At 63.8% G+C, this 17,301-nt stretch carries 14 protein-coding genes; all 14 read left to right on the top strand.

The window, feature by feature from the left end:
- Window positions 1-60 precede the first annotated feature (60 nt).
- The 14 genes from AC3RCG_RS20995 (at window position 61) to AC3RCG_RS20930 (ending at window position 17,269) form a co-directional block, all read left to right on the top strand.
- Window positions 61-444 carry a PspC domain-containing protein gene (locus AC3RCG_RS20995; protein WP_492404673.1) on the top strand — a complete coding sequence of 128 codons (384 nt, stop codon included), beginning with the start codon at window positions 61-63 and terminating at the stop codon, window positions 442-444.
- Window positions 434-1,864 (top strand): dihydrolipoyl dehydrogenase, encoded by a 1,431-nt coding sequence (gene lpdA / locus AC3RCG_RS20990; RefSeq protein WP_121670126.1) that lies wholly within the window; start codon window positions 434-436, stop codon window positions 1,862-1,864. Before AC3RCG_RS20995 ends, lpdA begins: the two co-directional genes overlap by 11 nt.
- A gap of 70 nt (window positions 1,865-1,934) precedes the next feature.
- On the top strand, window positions 1,935-3,032 hold the full coding sequence (gene zapE / locus AC3RCG_RS20985; protein ID WP_070219199.1) for a cell division protein ZapE: 1,098 nt from the start codon (window positions 1,935-1,937) through the stop codon (window positions 3,030-3,032).
- 16 nt (window positions 3,033-3,048) lie between these two features.
- Window positions 3,049-3,768, top strand: coding sequence for a hypothetical protein (locus AC3RCG_RS20980; protein WP_492404670.1), 720 nt, complete (start codon window positions 3,049-3,051; stop codon window positions 3,766-3,768).
- 133 nt (window positions 3,769-3,901) lie between these two features.
- Complete coding sequence (locus tag AC3RCG_RS20975; protein WP_034752051.1) at window positions 3,902-4,102, top strand: YdcH family protein; 201 nt, start codon at window positions 3,902-3,904, stop codon at window positions 4,100-4,102.
- A 43-nt stretch (window positions 4,103-4,145) separates the two neighbouring features.
- Window positions 4,146-6,200 carry a DNA repair helicase YoaA gene (gene yoaA / locus AC3RCG_RS20970; RefSeq protein ID WP_492404668.1) on the top strand — a complete coding sequence of 685 codons (2,055 nt, stop codon included), beginning with the start codon at window positions 4,146-4,148 and terminating at the stop codon, window positions 6,198-6,200.
- 269 nt (window positions 6,201-6,469) lie between these two features.
- A complete protein-coding gene (locus AC3RCG_RS20965; RefSeq protein ID WP_070219201.1) occupies window positions 6,470-7,075 on the top strand; it encodes a toll/interleukin-1 receptor domain-containing protein in 606 nt (201 codons plus the stop codon).
- A gap of 19 nt (window positions 7,076-7,094) precedes the next feature.
- Entirely contained in the window at window positions 7,095-9,575 is a 2,481-nt protein-coding gene (locus AC3RCG_RS20960) for a tetratricopeptide repeat protein (protein WP_492404666.1), read from the top strand.
- Between the two features lie 94 nt (window positions 9,576-9,669).
- Window positions 9,670-10,407, top strand: coding sequence for a 5'/3'-nucleotidase SurE (gene surE / locus AC3RCG_RS20955; protein WP_070290596.1), 738 nt, complete (start codon window positions 9,670-9,672; stop codon window positions 10,405-10,407).
- 9 nt (window positions 10,408-10,416) lie between these two features.
- Window positions 10,417-11,307 carry a protein-L-isoaspartate(D-aspartate) O-methyltransferase gene (locus AC3RCG_RS20950; RefSeq protein ID WP_070219203.1) on the top strand — a complete coding sequence of 297 codons (891 nt, stop codon included), beginning with the start codon at window positions 10,417-10,419 and terminating at the stop codon, window positions 11,305-11,307.
- A 42-nt stretch (window positions 11,308-11,349) separates the two neighbouring features.
- Entirely contained in the window at window positions 11,350-12,267 is a 918-nt protein-coding gene (locus tag AC3RCG_RS20945) for a peptidoglycan DD-metalloendopeptidase family protein (RefSeq protein ID WP_083286948.1), read from the top strand.
- A gap of 8 nt (window positions 12,268-12,275) precedes the next feature.
- Window positions 12,276-13,307 (top strand): RNA polymerase sigma factor RpoS, encoded by a 1,032-nt coding sequence (gene rpoS / locus AC3RCG_RS20940; protein WP_070223369.1) that lies wholly within the window; start codon window positions 12,276-12,278, stop codon window positions 13,305-13,307.
- A 243-nt stretch (window positions 13,308-13,550) separates the two neighbouring features.
- A complete protein-coding gene (gene rlmD / locus AC3RCG_RS20935; RefSeq protein ID WP_099380785.1) occupies window positions 13,551-14,894 on the top strand; it encodes a 23S rRNA (uracil(1939)-C(5))-methyltransferase RlmD in 1,344 nt (447 codons plus the stop codon).
- A 398-nt stretch (window positions 14,895-15,292) separates the two neighbouring features.
- Window positions 15,293-17,269, top strand: a complete 1,977-nt coding sequence (locus AC3RCG_RS20930) for a glycosyl hydrolase family 18 protein (RefSeq protein ID WP_492404663.1) — start codon at window positions 15,293-15,295, stop codon at window positions 17,267-17,269.
- The last annotated feature ends 32 nt before the right edge of the window (window positions 17,270-17,301 follow it).

The following is a 17,301-nucleotide window of genomic DNA, read 5'->3' as shown; positions in this document are numbered from 1 at the left end:
TGTAGCTGATACCCCTTGCCAGAAGACGCAGCTGGCTGATCTCAATGAAAGAGGATTCCTATGAACATCTCTGAAGAAATCAAGCGTCTGCACGAGTTGCACCTGGCGGGCGCCCTGAGCGACGCGGAATTCGCGCAAGCGAAAGCCAAGCTTCTGAGCAATATCAATCTGGACAAGCCGGACAGCACGTCCGGCGCCGGTGCCGCTTCCGGCCCGGCGAACGACCTGGTGCAGGAATTCAACCGCCTGCGCCGTTCGCGCGACGACCGCTGGCTTGGCGGCGTCTGCGGCGGCCTGGGCCGCGCTTCCGGCATGGAAGCGTGGATCTGGCGCCTCGTCTTCGTCCTGTTTACATTGACCTTCGGCTTCGGCGTGGTGATTTACCTTCTATTGTGGATTTTCGTACCAGACGAAGAGATTGGAATAACAAAACATGAGTACTAAACAATTTGACGTAGTTGTCATCGGTGCGGGCCCTGGCGGCTACATCGCCGCCATCCGCGCAGCGCAGCTGGGCTTTTCCGTCGCTTGCGTCGACGAGTGGTCGAACGCCAAGGGCGGCGCCGCTCCTGGCGGTACCTGCACCAACGTCGGCTGCATCCCGTCGAAAGCGCTGCTGCAATCGTCCGAGCATTTCGAACACGCGGGCCACAGCTTCGCCGAGCACGGCATCGACGTCGCCGGCCTGAAGCTGAACCTGGGCCAGATGCTCAAGCGCAAAGACACCGTCGTCAAGCAGAACAACGACGGCATCCTGTACCTGTTCAAGAAGAACAAGATCGCCTTCTTCCACGGCCGCGCCGCTTTCGCTGCCGCCGCCGCTGGCGCGTATGAAATCAGCGTGACGGGCGAAGCCAACGAAACCTTGTCGGCCAAGCACGTGGTCATCGCCACGGGCTCGAACGCGCGCGAACTGCCGGGCGCGCCATTCGACGAGAAACTGATCCTGTCGAACACGGGCGCACTGGCCATCGACGCCGTACCCGCCAAGCTGGGCGTCATCGGCGCCGGCGTGATCGGCCTGGAAATGGGCAGCGTCTGGCGCCGCCTGGGTTCCGACGTCACCGTGCTCGAAGGCCTGCCGGTCTTCCTGGGCGCCGTGGACGAGCAGATCGCCAAGGAAGCGTCGAAGCTGTTTACCAAGCAAGGCTTGAAGATCAACCTCGGTTGCAAGATCGGTACGATCACGCCAGGCAAGAAAGACGTCACCGTGGAATTCGTGGACGCCAAGGGCGAAGCGCAAAAAGCCGTGTTCGACAAGCTGATCATCTCGATCGGCCGCACGCCGAACACGAACGGCCTGGGCGCCGACAAGGTCGGCCTGCAGCTGGACGAGCGCGGCTTCATCGCCGTCGACGGCGACTGCAAGACCAACCTGCCGAACGTGTGGGCAGTGGGCGACGTCGTGCGCGGCCCGATGCTGGCGCACAAGGCCGAAGAAGAAGGCGTTGCCGTGGCCGAGCGTATCGCCGGCCAGCATGGCCACACCAACTTCAACACGATTCCTTGGGTAATCTACACCTCGCCGGAAATCGCGTGGGTCGGCAAGACCGAGCAAACCCTGAAGGCGGAAGGCATCGCCTACAAGGCCGGCACCTTCCCGTTCATGGCCAACGGCCGTGCGCGTGCGCTGGGCGACACCTCGGGCATGGTGAAATTCCTGGCCGATGCGACCACCGATGAAATCCTCGGCGTGCACATCGTCGGCCCGATGGCGTCCGAACTGATTTCCGAAGCCGTCGTGGCGATGGAATTCAAGGCCTCGGCCGAAGACATCGCGCGCATCTGCCACGCTCACCCATCGCTGTCCGAAGCGACCAAGGAAGCGGCACTGGCGGTTGACAAGCGTACCTTGAACTTCTAATTGTAGTTAGTCCAGCAGGGGCGCTCGCGGATTTTTTCCGCCGGCGCCCTTGTGCGTTAAAGCGAATCCCATGAACGTAGAAGAGTTTTACCAGCACGCGTTGCAGAAGCGTGATTTCAAGGCCGACGCCGCCCAGCGGCGCGCGGTCGACCGCCTGCAGCTGTGCTATGACGAGTGGGTGGCCTACAAGGGCCAGCGCTCGAGCACCTTCAAGCGTCTGATCAACCGTCCCGCCGTGCCGAAGGGCGTGTACATGTGGGGCGGGGTGGGGCGCGGCAAATCGTTCCTGATGGACAGTTTTTACTCGGTCGTGCCCCTGGTGCGCAAGACGCGATTGCACTTCCACGAATTCATGCGCGGCGTGCACCAGCAGCTCGATGAATTGAAAGGCGTGGCCGATCCGCTCGACGAGGTGGCCAAGCGCATCGCCAAGAAATACCGCCTCATCTGTTTCGATGAATTCCACGTCTCGGACATCGCCGACGCGATGATCCTGTACAACCTGCTGTCGGCCCTGTTCGCCAATGGCGTGTCCTTCATCATGACCTCGAATTACGACCCCGACCTGCTGTATCCGGACGGCCTGCACCGCGACCGCATGCTGCCGACCATCGCGCTGCTCAAGGACAAGCTCGACGTGATCAACGTCGACGCCGGCGTCGATTACCGCGGCCGCGCGCTGGAGCAGGTGGAGAGTTACTACACGCCGCTGGGCGCGGACACGGACCGGGCCCTGCGCGACGCCTACACGCGCATCGCCGAGACGGCCGACGAAGATGCGCGCATCCGCATCGAAAGCCGCGAAATCCACTGCCTGCGCCGCGCCGGCGGCATCATCTGGTTCGATTTCGCCACCCTGTGCGGCGGGCCCCGCTCGCAAAATGACTACCTGGAAATCGCCAGCCGCTTCCATACGGTGATATTGTCCGGCATACCGGCCATGTCGGCGGCGCAGTCGTCCGAGGCGCGCCGCTTCACCTGGCTGATCGACGTGTTTTACGATCAGAAGGTCAAGCTGATCATGTCGGCCGAAGTGCCGCCTGATGAGCTGTACACGAACGGCATGCTGGCCAACGAGTTTCACCGCACCGTTTCGCGTATCATCGAGATGCAATCGCGCGAATACATGGAAAAAGAACAGCGCGGCGCGGCCGACGCGATCGTTTGAGGCAGGGATAAGGAACATGATGGCAAATACACTATACAAGCTGGGTGCGGTGCTGGGCCTGGTTCTGGCGTTGTCCGCCTGCGCGCACAAGGGTGCCGCGGCATTGGATGAGGTCGGCGCACCGCAGGTGCCCGCCACCTTGTCCGTGGAAGAGGCGGACGCCAAGCTGAAGCAGTCGGCCAGCGAGCGCGAAGCGGCGGAAAACGAGTTTGCCGCGCGCGAAATCGAGTGCTACAACAAGTTTTTCGTGAATAATTGCCTCGACAAGGCCAAGGAAAAGCGCCGCCTGATCCTCGTGCGCCTGCGCGCCATCGACGCGGAAGCGAATTATTTCAAGCGTGCCGAGTCCGTGCGCCTGCGCGATATCGACCTGGCCAGGACGCAGGAAAGCGCGCGCCTCGATGCCGAGCAGCGGGCCGCGGCCGTGCCCAAGCCCGTGAAAGTGGTCACGCCCGATCCGGCGCCGCCCAAGCCGCAAGGCAAGAGCGTTGCCGAGCGCGAGGCTGAGCAAGCGGCGAAGGTGGCGAAACAAGCCGCCGACGATGCGGCCGAGGCGCCGCGCCGCGCCGCCCGCGAAGCAGCCTATGCGAAGAAACAGGCTGATGCCGTGGCGCGCCAGAAACGCGTGGCCCAGCGCCTGGCCGAGCGCCAGGCCGAAGCCGATGCCAAGGCCGCCAAGGCAGCCGCCGCTGCCAGCGCGCCGGCGGCTGCCGTGCCTGTGCCGCCGGTCAAATAACACCGCCGCGCAGGGGCACGCCGGAAATGGCGTGCCCTAACGCGCGCGGCAGGTTAAACTATGCACCATGGCTGCCTGCGCGCGCCGCGCCGGTTTCCCAACACTGTTACCAACACTGCCTGGAACGCAACACATGAGCGATGCACAGCAAATAGAGCGGCGCCTGATTGAACTCAACGTGGAGCACCGCGACCTCGATGCCGTCATCGAGTTGCTGATACTCGATGGCCACCATGATGAGCTGCAGCTGCGCCGCCTGAAAAAGCGCAAATTGCAATTGAAGGATCACATCACCTTGCTGAAAATGCAGTTGGTGCCCGACGTTCCCGCCTGAGGGGCGCCAGTAGCGTCCAGTCCAGCCTTCACCTAAGTATATTTTGACCGATCACAATTTATTGCCAGTAAACCCGGATGGCCAGCCGACCGATCTGCAAGCCAGTCCGCCGGCCGAACCACAGGCGGCGCCTGGCAAGCACGATGCCGACATCGAGCGCCTGTTTGGCGCCGGCGGCCCGCTCGGTCCGGCCGTGGGCAGCTACAAGCCGCGCCGTTCGCAAACGGACATGGCCAAGGCCATCGCCAGCGCCATCGACAGCCAGACGACCCTGATCGCCGAGGCGGGCACGGGCACCGGCAAGACCTTCGCCTACCTGGTACCGGCCCTGATGTGGGGCGGCAAGACTATTGTTTCCACCGGCACCAAGAACTTGCAGGATCAATTGTTCCTGCGCGATATCCCCACCGTGCGCGCCGCGCTGCAGGCGCCCGTCTCCGTCGCCCTGCTGAAGGGCCGCTCGAACTACGTCTGCCATTATCACCTGGAACGCACGCTGCAGAACGGGCGCATGACCTCGCGCGACGACGTGGGCCATCTGCGTGAAATCTCGCGTTTCATCAAGATGACCAGTTCCGGCGACAAGGCCGAGCTGACCAAGGTACCGGAAAACGCCATGATCTGGAACCTGGTGACGTCCACGCGCGACACCTGCATGGGCGCCGAATGCCAGTATTACCAGGATTGCTTCGTCATGAAGGCCCGCAAGGAAGCGCAGCAGGCCGACGTGGTGGTGGTCAACCACCATTTGTTCTTTGCCGACGTGGCCCTGAAGGACACGGGCGTGGCGGAATTGCTGCCTTCGGCCAATACCATCATCTTCGATGAGGCGCACCAGCTGCCCGATACGGCCACCTTGTTCTTCGGTAACACGGTGTCGACCTCGCAAATCCTGGAACTGTGCCGCGACGTGCTGGCCGAGGGGCTCGCGCACGCGCGCGGCATCGACTGGGCCAAGACCGTCACCGTGGTGGAAAAGGCGGCGCGCGACCTGCGTTTGACGTTCCCGCAGGATATCGTGCGCCTGTCCCTGCCGCAGATCGCCCCGTCGAGCGACTTTTTCCCCGCGCTCGACACCCTCAAAGATGAGCTTGACGGCATGGTGGCCGTGCTGGAAACGCAGGCGGAACGGGCGGAGACGCTGGAGCAGTGCCGTGTGCGCGGCGTCGAACTGGCGCAGCAGCTGAGCGGCTGGAAGTTTGACCCGAAGGCGAAAGTGGCGGCAGGCGAAGAAGCCGTGTTCTGGGTGGAAGCGTTTTCCAGCTCTTTGCAGTTGCATAAAACGCCATTGTCGATCGCGCCCATCTTCAACAACCAGCGCGAAGGCACGCCGCGCAGCTGGATTTTCACGTCGGCCACCCTGGCCGTGAAGAACGATTTCAAGCATTTTTCCGAGCAGATGGGCTTGACGGGCGAACCGTCGCACACGTGGCCGAGCCCGTTCGACTATGGCCAGCAGGGCTTGCTGTTCGTGCCGCAAAACCTGCCGCAACCCAATTCGCTGGGCTACACGGACGCCGTCATCGACTGCGCCCTGCCCATCATCGAGGCGGCGGGCGGGCGCACTTTCTTCCTGTGCACTACCTTGCGCGCCGTCAAGCGGGCCGCCGAGCGCCTGGCCGACGAATTCAGGCAGCGTGGCCTGAACTTCCCTTTGTTCGTGCAGGGAGAAAGGGGCCGCACGGAATTGCTCGACCAGTTCCGCGCGGCCGGCAACGGCGTGCTGATCGGGAGCCAGAGCTTCTGGGAAGGCGTCGACGTGCGCGGCGATGCCTTGTCCCTGGTCATCATCGACAAGCTGCCGTTCGCGCCGCCGGACGACCCGGTGCTGGCCGCGCGCATCGAAGTGATGGAAAAGCAGGGCAAGAATGGCTTCATGCACCACTCGCTGCCGGAAGCCATCATCAACCTGAAGCAGGGCGCGGGCCGGCTGATCCGCGACGAGGGCGACCGGGGCGTGCTGATGATTTGCGATCCGCGCCTCATCTCCAAGCCATACGGCAAGCGCATCTGGCAAAGCCTGCCGCCGTTCAAGCGCACGCGCGACACGGCTGAAGTGGTGGAGTTCTTCCGCAACCTGCCCGCCAAGGGCGCCTAGCCTTGCTTGCCGGCGCCATCCGCGCGCCGGCTTATTTCCCTTTGTTATCAAGCGAGTAGCGTTTTTCGCGCGCTGCGTGCCTGCGCGCCCGGCATGCCAGAAAGCGGCGCGATCACGCCATTTTCTGGCATTGTGACGCGTGTCCAGGACGCCAGACACATCTTTGTGCCAGCGCAAACAGTCTTGTTGCCGGGCAGTCTACAGTGAGCTCATGCCTTGCAGGATGAGGCGCGGCGATGGCAGGGCCGCACGGGGAACAGGGGGATGCCATGGAGATCCGCTACGGCTGTTTCTTGAGTTATGCACACGGCCAATATGCGTTCATGAACAAGTTCAAGAATGACCTCATCGAGGCGCTGGCGTGCTATCTGGAGCCGCACCTCGACCGCGAGGAAGTCCTGTTCATCGACAGCGAGCAACTGGGCGGCGGCGACGATATCGACCAGCGCGTGGCGCGCGCCATGTGCCAGAGCGTCTGCATGATCGTGCTGTACACGCCCAAATATGAAGCGCATGGCTACACGCGGCGCGAATTTGCCGCCATGCAGCTGATCGAACAGGAGCGCCGCGCCTGGTATGAGCTGCCCAGCCACCTGATCATTCCCATCATCATGACGCGCCATCCGGACGGCTTGCCGCCGCAAATCACGGAGTCGGGTCTGTACGTCGATTTTTCCGGCTATACGCTGGCCAGCGGCGACCTGAAGTCGAATCCGCAATACCTGCCCGATATCGAACGCATCGTGCAGCGCATCGCCACGCATTACCACTTGCTCAAGCGGTCAACACCGCCCGGCCACGATTGCAGCCGTTTCGTGTTGCCCGATATTCCACCGGAATGGCGCGCCATTCCGCCTCCCCACTTTCCACGTTAATCACGTAAAAGGTCCCGTCATGGAATGCCAACGCCTCTCCCTGCCACCTTTGAGCGCCCCTGGCGAAGTCGTCACCTTCTATTCCTACAAGGGCGGCACCGGCCGCACCATGGCCCTGTCGAACATCGCCGTCCTGCTGGCGCGCCGTGAAAACGCCAGCGTGCCCGTGCTGATGCTGGACTGGGACATGGAAGCGCCGGGCCTGCACCATTATTTCGAGCAGCACGAGGAGCGGCCCGGCGTGCTCGAGTTCTTCGAGGCGTGCCGCCAGCAGATCGAGCGCATCAGCCTGGAAACGGCGGGCGCGCGCGCCGGCGGGCAGGCCGGTGGGCGCGAAGATGGGGGCCGCGAGGACGTTGCGCTGGCCCAGCGCGTGCTCGACGCCATCGACTGGCAGCAGTACGTGGTGCGCGTCGACCAGGGCAGTCCGCTGTACCTGATGCGCGCGGGGCGCTTCGACGCCAGCTACAGCGAACGTCTGGCGCAGATGCGCTGGGATCAGCTGTTCGACAGCTGCCCGGCCCTGTTCCGCTGCTTTGCCGATACCCTGGCCCAGCATTTCCGCTACGTGCTCGTCGATTCGCGCACGGGGCGCACGGACAGCGCCGGCATCTGCACCACCTTGCTGCCGAAAAAGCTCGTGGTGGTCTTCACGCCGAACCGGCAAAGCCTGGAAGGCGTCGACGCGCTCGTCACGCGGGCCATCGAGTACCGCCGCAGCCATGAAGATGAACAGCGCCCGCTGCTCGTGTACCCCTTGCCGTCGCGCATAGAAATGGGCGACGGGGCGCAGCGTGCCGAGTGGCGCCGCGGCGACGCGCACAAGGGCATCGCCGGTTTCCAGCCCATGTTCGAGCGCTTGCTGCGCACGTCCTACGGCTTGCCGCAGATCGCCCTCGACAGCTATTTCGACGAAGTCCAGCTGCAGCAGACGAAAACCTTTGCCTATGGCGAGCAGCTGGCCGTGCGCATCGACCAGGGCGGCGACCGCTTTTCCCTCACGCGCACCTTCGAAGCCTTTTTGCACTGGCTGACGGGCGGCTATTTCCCCTGGCAATCGAGCCGCGAAATTGCCTTGCTGGGCGCCATCAGCGAAGCGCGCCAGGCCTTGCAGCTGGAACCGGGCCGCGCCGTGGCCCTGCCGCTGGCGCGCGACCTGGCCCGCCTGGGCGAGCTGTACCGCAAGGATGGGCGCAGCGCGCAGGCGCTCGACGCCTTCCGCCAGAGCGTCGAGATCCGCGTGCGCCTGCTGGGCGAGGAGCATCCCGACAGCCTGGCGTGCAAGAGCGGCATGGCGCGCCTGCTGCGCCAGCTGGGCAAGCTCGATGAAGCGCGCTTCCTGGAAGAAGACGTGCTCGACGTGCGCGAGCGCGTGCTGGGCAGCGAGCATCCCGATACCCTGGCCGCCCGGGCTTGCCTGGCGAAAACCCTGTTGCTGCAGGGCGAGCTGGCGGCGGCGCTGCTGCTGCAGGATACGGTGCTGGCCACCTATGTGCGCCAGCTGGGCGGCGAGCATCCACTGACCCTGGATGCGATGGATGGCCGCGCCGCCACCTTGCTGCGCATGGGCAGGCTGGCGCAGGCGCGGCAATTGCTGGGCACGGTGGTGGCGGCGCGCGAGCGCCTGTTTGGCGCCGAGCATGGCGATACCTTGCGCAGCAAGCTGGCCCTGGCGCAGGCGCTGGGGCGCGAAGGCGATCTGGAGGGTGCGCGGCGCCTGCTCGCCGCCGTGCTCGGGGTGCAGGAGCGGCGCCTGGGCGGCGACCATGCCGCCACGCTGTCCACGCGCGACTTGCTGGCCGATATCGTGGCCGGGCAGGGCGACTGGGCCGGCGCGCGCCAGCTGCACGAAGACCAGGTGGCCGCGCGCGAGCGCACGCGCGGGCTCGATCATCCGGAAACCTTGATGAGCCAGCGCAAGCTGGCCGAGGCGCTGCTGCGGCGCGGTGAACTCGATGCGGCGCGCAGCGTGCAGGAGCAGGTACTGGAAGTGCATGCGCGCCTGCTGGGCGAAGACCACCTCGATACCTTGCACAGCAAGAAGCAACTGGCTGGCACCCTCCAGCAGCAGGGCGACAGCGAGGCGGCGCGCCTGCTGGAAGACGCCGTGCTCAGCGGCAGTGACCGGCTGTTGAAGGCGCCTGTCACGGGGCATGCGGACAGCGTGCTCGACGGTGCGCGGCATTTGCAGGAAACCATCCTGGCCGGCCGCGCCAACGAACAGGATGCGGCCGAGCCGGATACCCTGGCCAGCATGATCTCGATGTTGCAAGGCATGATCGAACGGGAACAGTATGCGCAGGCGGGCGAACTGGCCGAACATTTGAAGTCCTGCCTGCTGCGCCCGGGCGTGCCGGGCAAGCTGCGCAGGCGCGGCATGGCGCAGCTGAAAAGAATGTACAAGTTGCAAGGCGACCTGAATGCCTTGCTGGCCTTGCAGGAGGATGAGGTGCAGGCGCTGGAAGGGGCGCTGTCGGAAGCGCGCATTGAGCAGCGCTGAGCTTGCGCGCCATGTTTGCGCGGCGGCACAAAAAATGCTGCCTATCGGCGTGCGGCATGCGCAGTGTGGGCATTGCTTCAGGTAAAATCTCGTTATGAGAATCCTTATCAGTAACGACGACGGTTACCTGGCGCCAGGCCTGGCGGCCCTGGCCGACGCCCTCGCGCCCATTGCCGACATCGTGGTGGTGGCGCCCGACAGCAACCGTTCGGGCGCGTCCAATTCGCTGTCGCTGGACCGGCCCCTGTCCGTGCACAAGGCCGCCAACGGCTTTTATTTTGTCAACGGCACCCCCACCGACTGCGTGCACGTGGCGTTGACGGGCATGCTCATCGAGCGCCCCGACCTGGTGGTCTCGGGCATCAACAACGGCCCCAACATGGGTGACGACACCCTGTATTCGGGCACCGTGGCCGCCGCCACGGAAGGCTATCTGTTCGGCATTCCCGCCATCGCCTTTTCCCAGTCGCAGTTCGGCTGGGCCAATCTGGACGCGGCTGCCCGCGTGGCGCGGGAAATCGTCGAGCGCCAGTTCGACGCCCTGCAGAAACCGTATTTGCTGAACGTGAATATCCCCGCTATCCCTTACGAGCAATTGCAAGGCATGGCGGCCACGCGCCTGGGCAAGCGTCATTCGGCCGAGCCCGTGATCCGCGCGCTCGACCCGCGTGGCCGTGAAATCTTCTGGATCGGCCCCGCCGGCGCGGCCAAGGAAGGCGGTCCGGGCACGGACTTCCATGCCGTTGAACATGGACAAGTATCGATCACGCCGCTGCAGATCGACCTGACCCATACCACCCAACTCGATGCACTGGCGAAAGGCCTGGCATGACCGCTCACTATGACTGACAAGCCGCGTACCTTCCCCCTTTCCCTCGATTCGCTGGCCGGCAAGCCCGCCAGGCAGGGCGGGGGGCAGTCGCTGGCCCAGTCCAGGATCGCCACGCCGCAGACGGCCACGCAGAATGCGGCGCAAAACGCGGCGCGCGGCGTGGCGCAGCCGTATGGCGCGCACGCGGCCATCGCGCCATCGCGCGCGCAAGCCATCGCCAATGAGCGGGCGCAGCCGGCCGTGGTGTCGCCGCCGCGGCAAAACCCGCTCGTCTCGGAGGCCGTGCGCCGGGCCATGGTGGCGCGCGTGGCGAAGCAGGGCGTCAAGGACCAGGTGGTGCTCGACGCCCTGCAAGCCGTGCCGCGCCACCTGTTCATGGACGAGGCGCTGGCGTCGCAAGCCTACATCGACGCCTCCTTGCCCATCGGCCATCACCAGACCATCTCGCAGCCGTATATCGTCGCGCGCATGATCGAGGTGATGCGCCAGGGCGGCAGCTTGCAGCGCGTGCTGGAAATCGGTACGGGTTGCGGCTACCAGGCGGCGGTGCTGTCGCTGGTGGCGAAGGAGGTGTATTCGATCGAGCGCATCCGGCCCCTGCACGAGCTGGCGAAGGCCAATCTGCGCCCGCTGCGCGTGTCGAATCTGCGCTTGCAGTACGGAGATGGTATGCTTGGCCTGCCGCAGGCGGCGCCCTTCGACGGGATCATCCTTGCCGCAGCCGGCCTGGAAGTCCCGCAAGCCTTGCTGGAACAGCTGGCGCCCGGCGGGCGTCTGGTTGCGCCGGTGGGGGCTAAATTGCAACACTTACAACTCATTACCCGGGTGGGGAAAACGGAATGGACCAGCCAAACCCTGGAAGATTGCCATTTCGTGCCTTTGCGCCCGGGCACCATATGATCCCCGGATCAGCTAGCAAGCAGGACATATAATTACATGCGAATGATTAAGAAAAGTAACATACTTCTATGTAGCATCACCTTGGCCGCGCTGTTGAGCGGTTGCGGCACGACGGGCGTCCAGGCACCCGTCGTTGAGCGCCATCCATCGAGCAGCAGTGCCGCCGCCAGCGATCCGCGCGACCGCGACCCGGCCTATTACACGGTCAAGCGCGGCGACACCCTGTTGCGCATCGCCCTCGAGCACGGCCAGAATTACCGCGACCTGGTGGCCTGGAACGACTTGAGCAACCCGAACGACATCAAGGTCGACCAGGTGTTGCGCGTGCTGCCGCCGACTGGCGACACAGGCGGCGCGCAAACGTCGGCCGTCGTGATGCCGCCGTCGACGGAAATCAAGCCGGCCGCGCCTGCCGTGCCGAAGAAAACGGGCCCGCGCGGCGAGAAGCGCGCGTATTCCGACGCCACCCTGGCCGAGCTGCGCGCCGATGGCGGCAGCGGCGACGCCAAGCCGGCGCCCGCGCCGGCAGCAACTGTCGCCGCCGCACCGGCCGCCGCCGCTGCAGCCCCTGCCGCATCGGCGCCTGGCGACGACAGGATCAGCTGGATGTGGCCTTCCGAAGGCAAGGTCATCGGCACTTTTGACGAAGGCAAGAACAAGGGCGTCGATATCGCCGGCAAGGCCGGCCAGCAAGTGGTGGCCGCAGGCGCGGGAAAAGTCATGTATGCCGGGAGCGGAATCCGTGGTTATGGTAATCTTGTCATCGTGAAGCACAGTAATAGTTTATTGTCGGCATATGCGCATAACCGCAGCATCCTGGTGAAGGAAGGGCAGAACGTCAACAAAGGCCAGGCCATCGCTGAAATGGGCGATTCTGATGCCGACCGCGTGAAGCTGCACTTTGAAATTCGCCAGCAGGGCAAGCCTGTCGACCCTTCGAAATTCCTGCCTAACCGTTAGGTAAAGCAATGACACACGCGCCGCACGATCAGCTGGACGATGACCCGGAACTGCCGGAAGACGGGGCAGACGAAGTCGTGACGGACGATGCCGGCGAGCTCGACGGCATTGACGCCGTCGACGCGGGCGAGGGCGGCGAGGTAGCCAGCGTCAGCGTGGTGGTCGAAAGTGTCGATGAACTGAAAAAGGTGCTGGCGGCCGAGCTGTCGACCGATACCACGCAGCACTATCTGAACCAGATCGGCACGCGGCCCCTGCTGACGGCGGCGCAAGAAGTGCATTACGCCACCCTGGCCAAGCAGGGCAATTTCGAAGCCCGGCAAACCATGATCGAGCACAACCTGCGCCTGGTCGTGTCGATCGCCAAGCATTACATCAACCGCGGCGTGGTCCTGCTCGACATGATCGAGGAGGGCAACATCGGCCTGATGCGCGCCATCGACAAGTTCGAGCCCGAGCGCGGTTTCCGTTTCTCTACCTACGCCACCTGGTGGATACGCCAGAGCATCGAGCGCGCCATCATGAACCAGGCGCGCACGGTGCGCCTGCCCGTGCACATGGTGCGCGAACTGAATCAAATCTTGCGCGGCAAATACCACCTGGAAGCCCAGCACCACGACGGCAAGGATGCCACCGCGGAAGACATCGCCCACCTCGTGGGCCGTCCCGTGGAAGAGGTGCAGGATATCCTGGCCCTGTCCGAGCATGCCACGTCGCTCGACGCGCCGCTCGACAACGATCCGCAGTCGTCCTTGATGGACATGTTGCCCGGCGCCAGCGAAGACAGCCCCGACGCGCGCGCGGAACACCATGAAATGACGGTGCTGGTGCGCGACTGGCTGACCAAGCTGCCCGACAAGCAGCGCGTCGTCATCATGCGCCGTTTCGGCCTCGACAACGACGATCCGGCCACCCTGGAAACCCTGGCCGAGGAAATGGGCGTGACGCGCGAGCGCGTGCGCCAGATCCAGCAGGAAGCGTTGATTAAGTTGAAGCGCGCCATGGCGGCACGTGGCGTGGTGCGCGACTCTCTGCTGTAGCGTGCCCGATAAAACGCACATGGCGGCGTTGCAATGCCTCGCCGTACTGGCGTACTGTCTTCGGCACTGCGCCTTGCCCTGTACATTTTCTCAGGCACGCTAAATCGGCGCAACTGTGCTGCGGACTTAAGCTAGTCGGCATCTGCTATCATACGCCCCGCTCGCGGCGCCTGACCTTTCCCCCATTGTTTGCAAGTTCCAGCGCGGCCCTGCGTCCTGGCCCACTCTTACCTATTGATCGCTATGCAAGAAAATATCATCGAAATCAAATCGCTCGACATGGACGCCCGTGGCGTTGGCCATATTGAGAACGAAGACGGCTCGCCGGGCAAGGTCGTGTTTGTCGAAGGCGCGCTGCCGGGCGAGCGCGTCAGCTTTGTGACGTTCAAGAAGAAGAAAAACTGGGAAATGGCCCGCATGACGGCGCTGCACCGCGAATCGTCCATGCGCGTCACGCCCAAGTGCAAGCATTTCGACAATTGCGGCGGCTGCTCGATGCAGCACCTGGAACCGTCGGCGCAGGTGGCGATCAAGCAGCGCGTGCTGGAAGACAACCTGTGGCATATCGGCAAGGTACGTCCGCAAAGCATCATGCGCCCCATGTATGGTCCGACCTGGGGCTACCGCTACCGCGCGCGCCTGTCCGTGCGCCACGTCAAGAAGAAAGATGCCGTGCTGGTGGGCTTCCATGAAAAGAAATCGGCGTTTGTTGCCGACATGGATAGCTGCGAAATCTTGCCGCCGCACATCTCGGCCATGCTGCTGCCGCTGCGCGGCTTGATTGCGTCGCTGTCGATCTTCGACCAGATGCCGCAGATCGAGCTGGCTGTCGGCGAAGACGTGACCGCCATGGTCTTGCGCATCATGGCGCCGTTGACGGCGGACGATGAAACGAAATTGAAGGCTTTTGCCGACGAGTACGGCGTGCAATGGTGGCTGCAGGTGAAAGGCCCGGAAACGGCCGTGCCGTTCTATCCGCTGGACAAGCAATTGCACTACCTGCTGCCGGAATTCGGCGTCAAGATGCCGTTCAAGCCCGTCGATTTCACGCAAGTGAACCACCACATCAACCGCGTGCTGGTGTCGAAAGCCCTGCGCCTCCTGGAAGTGCAGCCGACCGACCGCGTGGCCGACCTGTTCTGCGGCCTGGGCAATTTTACTTTGCCGCTGGCCACGCAGGGCAGCGAAGTGGTCGGTATTGAAGGCAGCACCACCCTGACGGAGCGGGCGCTGGAAAACGCGCTGGCCAATGGCCTGGCGGAAAAAACCTCGTTCTCGACGCGTAACTTGTTCGAAGTGACGACGGACGACCTGATCGCGCTGGGCCGTTTTGATCGCATCCTCGTCGACCCGCCGCGCGACGGCGCCATGGCCCTGTGCCAGGCACTGGTCGGCCTGTCGCAAGTGCGTCCGGACCTGCTGCCCAAGCGCATCGTGTACGTGTCGTGCAGCCCGTCGACCCTGGCGCGCGACGCCGGCATCCTGGCGCTGGAAGCGGGTTATGTATTGAGCAAGGCGGGCGTGGTGAATATGTTCCCGCACACGTCCCACGTGGAATCCATGGCAGTGTTTGATTTGCCTCAATAATTCTGCCTGGCTCGGCGGGTGGCTTTGCAGGCACCCGCCGCTGCCGTATTCAACGGCGTAGCAAGCAACAGCAATACCACTTACAGCGTATTAAAAAACTGGTCTGTCTTTTCCCGATCCAGCGTCTTTTTTCATCCTCCCTCTGCCGTTTTTTGATTGTCCAGTAGGACAACACGCCGTTCGCATAAGCCGCTGCGCTTTTTGTGCGAAGTGGTATTGCCCACTTCGAGGCCACTTCAAAACCACTTGACCGCCTATTTTTTCAGCAGCATGCTGTTCTTGCAACTGCAGAAAAACAAAATCACAGGGTAGCTTTTTATCGAAGCAGAGTGGTATTTCCGCAAACCTGAACAGGAGACAGCGTGGAAAATTTAATACTCAAAAAAACGATCAGGAACATGATGATATGTCTGGCCAGCGGTGGCGTGCTGGCGGCTTGCGGCGGTGGCGGCGACGCCAGCGCGCCGGCTGGCTCGCAATTGCTGGCGGCCAGCACGGTAGTCGCCTGCGTGCCGTGGCAAGAGGGCGGCACGTACAACGCGGGCACGGTGGTCACTTACCTGGGCGCCAACTACACGGCCCTGGTGACGCAGACCGACCACGTGGGCTCGGGCTGGAACCCCGTTTCCACGCCTAGCCTGTGGAGCGCCGGCGGCACGTGCGATGGCGGAACTACGCCAACTCCTACGCCGACACCGACTCCCACACCAACCCCGACGCCCACCCCGACGCCGAATCCAACCCCGACACCCACTCCAACGCCTACCCCGACGCCAACTGGCGGCACCTGCGCACTGGCATGGGTGGCCGGCACGGCTTACAGCGCGGGCGCCACCGTCAGCTATGCGGGCACGAATTACCGCGCCAACTACTGGACGCAGGGCGACAACCCGTCGACCAGCAGCGGCGCTGCCGGCACGGGCAAACCATGGACCAGCCTGGAGATCTGCAGCACCACGCCGACCCCGACACCTACCCCGACGCCAACCCCGACACCGACACCGACACCGACTCCAACGCCGACTCCAACGCCAACCCCGACCCCGACACCTACCCCGACACCGACACCGACACCGACGCCAACGCCAACGCCAACGCCAACGCCAACCGGCCGCGAAGTCGGTTCCTATTTCGCCCAATGGGGCGTGTATGGCCGCGATTACGAAGTGGCGAACGTGCATACCAGCGGCGTGGCCGACAAGCTGACCTTCATCAACTACGCTTTCGGCAATATCTATCCGAAAAACGGCGGCTACGAATGCGGCATGATCACCAAGACGGAGCCGGGCGCGACGAATCCGAATTCGCCGGACGCGGGCACGGGCGGCGATGCCGAGGCCGACTACATCCGCACGCCGAAGCGCACCGTCGATGGTCAGGCCATTCCGTGGGACGCTCCATTGTCGGGCAACTTCCTGCAGCTGAAAAAGCTGAAGGCGGCGCACCCGAACCTCAAGTTGTTCATTTCCCTGGGCGGCTGGAGCTGGTCGAAGAACTTCTCCGTCGGTTCGGCCACCGATGCGCTGCGCAAGCAGATGGTGCGCTCGTGTATCGATATCTACATCAAGGGCAACCTGCCGGTGCAGGGCGGTCGCGGCGGCGCGGGTGCGGCGGCCAACATCTTTGACGGCATCGACATCGACTGGGAATACCCGGTCGGCGGCGGCCAGCCGTACAACACGGTCAGCCCCAACGACAAGCGCAACTTCACCTTGCTGATGGCGGAATTCCGCAGCCAGCTCGATGCGCTCGGCGCCGCCAACGGCAAGCGCTACCTGTTGACGGCCGCTGTCGGTGCCGGCAAGGACAAGATCGACAACACGGAACCGGCCCTGTACTCGCAGTACATGGACTGGATCAACCTGATGACGTACGACTTCCACGGCGGCTGGGAAAACAGCACCAACTTCAACGCCCAGCTGTTTGCCGACCCTGCCGATCCGTCAACGGGCATGGCGCGCGAATACGTGGGCGACAAGGCGGTGCAGTACATGATTGCCGCCGGCGTGCCGCGCGACAAGCTGCTGCTGGGCATACCGTTCTATGGCCGCGGCTGGACGGGCGTGGCGCCGGGACCGAACGGCGATGGCTTGTACCAGGCGGCCACGGGCACGGCGCCGGGTACGTACGAGTCGGGTATCGAGGACTATAAAATCCTCGTCGCCAAAGCCGGCACGCGCTACTACCATCCCGTGACCAAGCAGCTGTACCTGTACACGGGGGCGGGCGGCCAGTGGTGGAGCTATGATGATCCGACCGTCATCGGCACCAAGGTGAAATACGTGAAGGACCAGGGCTTGCGCGGCGCGTTCTCGTGGGAACTCGATGGCGACGCGAACGGTGTGCTGGCGACTGAGGTGTGGAAGGTACGCTAACCGTGTGCTAGCGTAGCAGGATGCGGCCGGGC

It is taken from the genome of Janthinobacterium sp. GW823-FHT01H08 (genome assembly GCF_058797855.1).
Note: the sequence above shows the minus strand (reverse complement) of the source record. Positions and strands in the feature narration are given on the sequence as shown.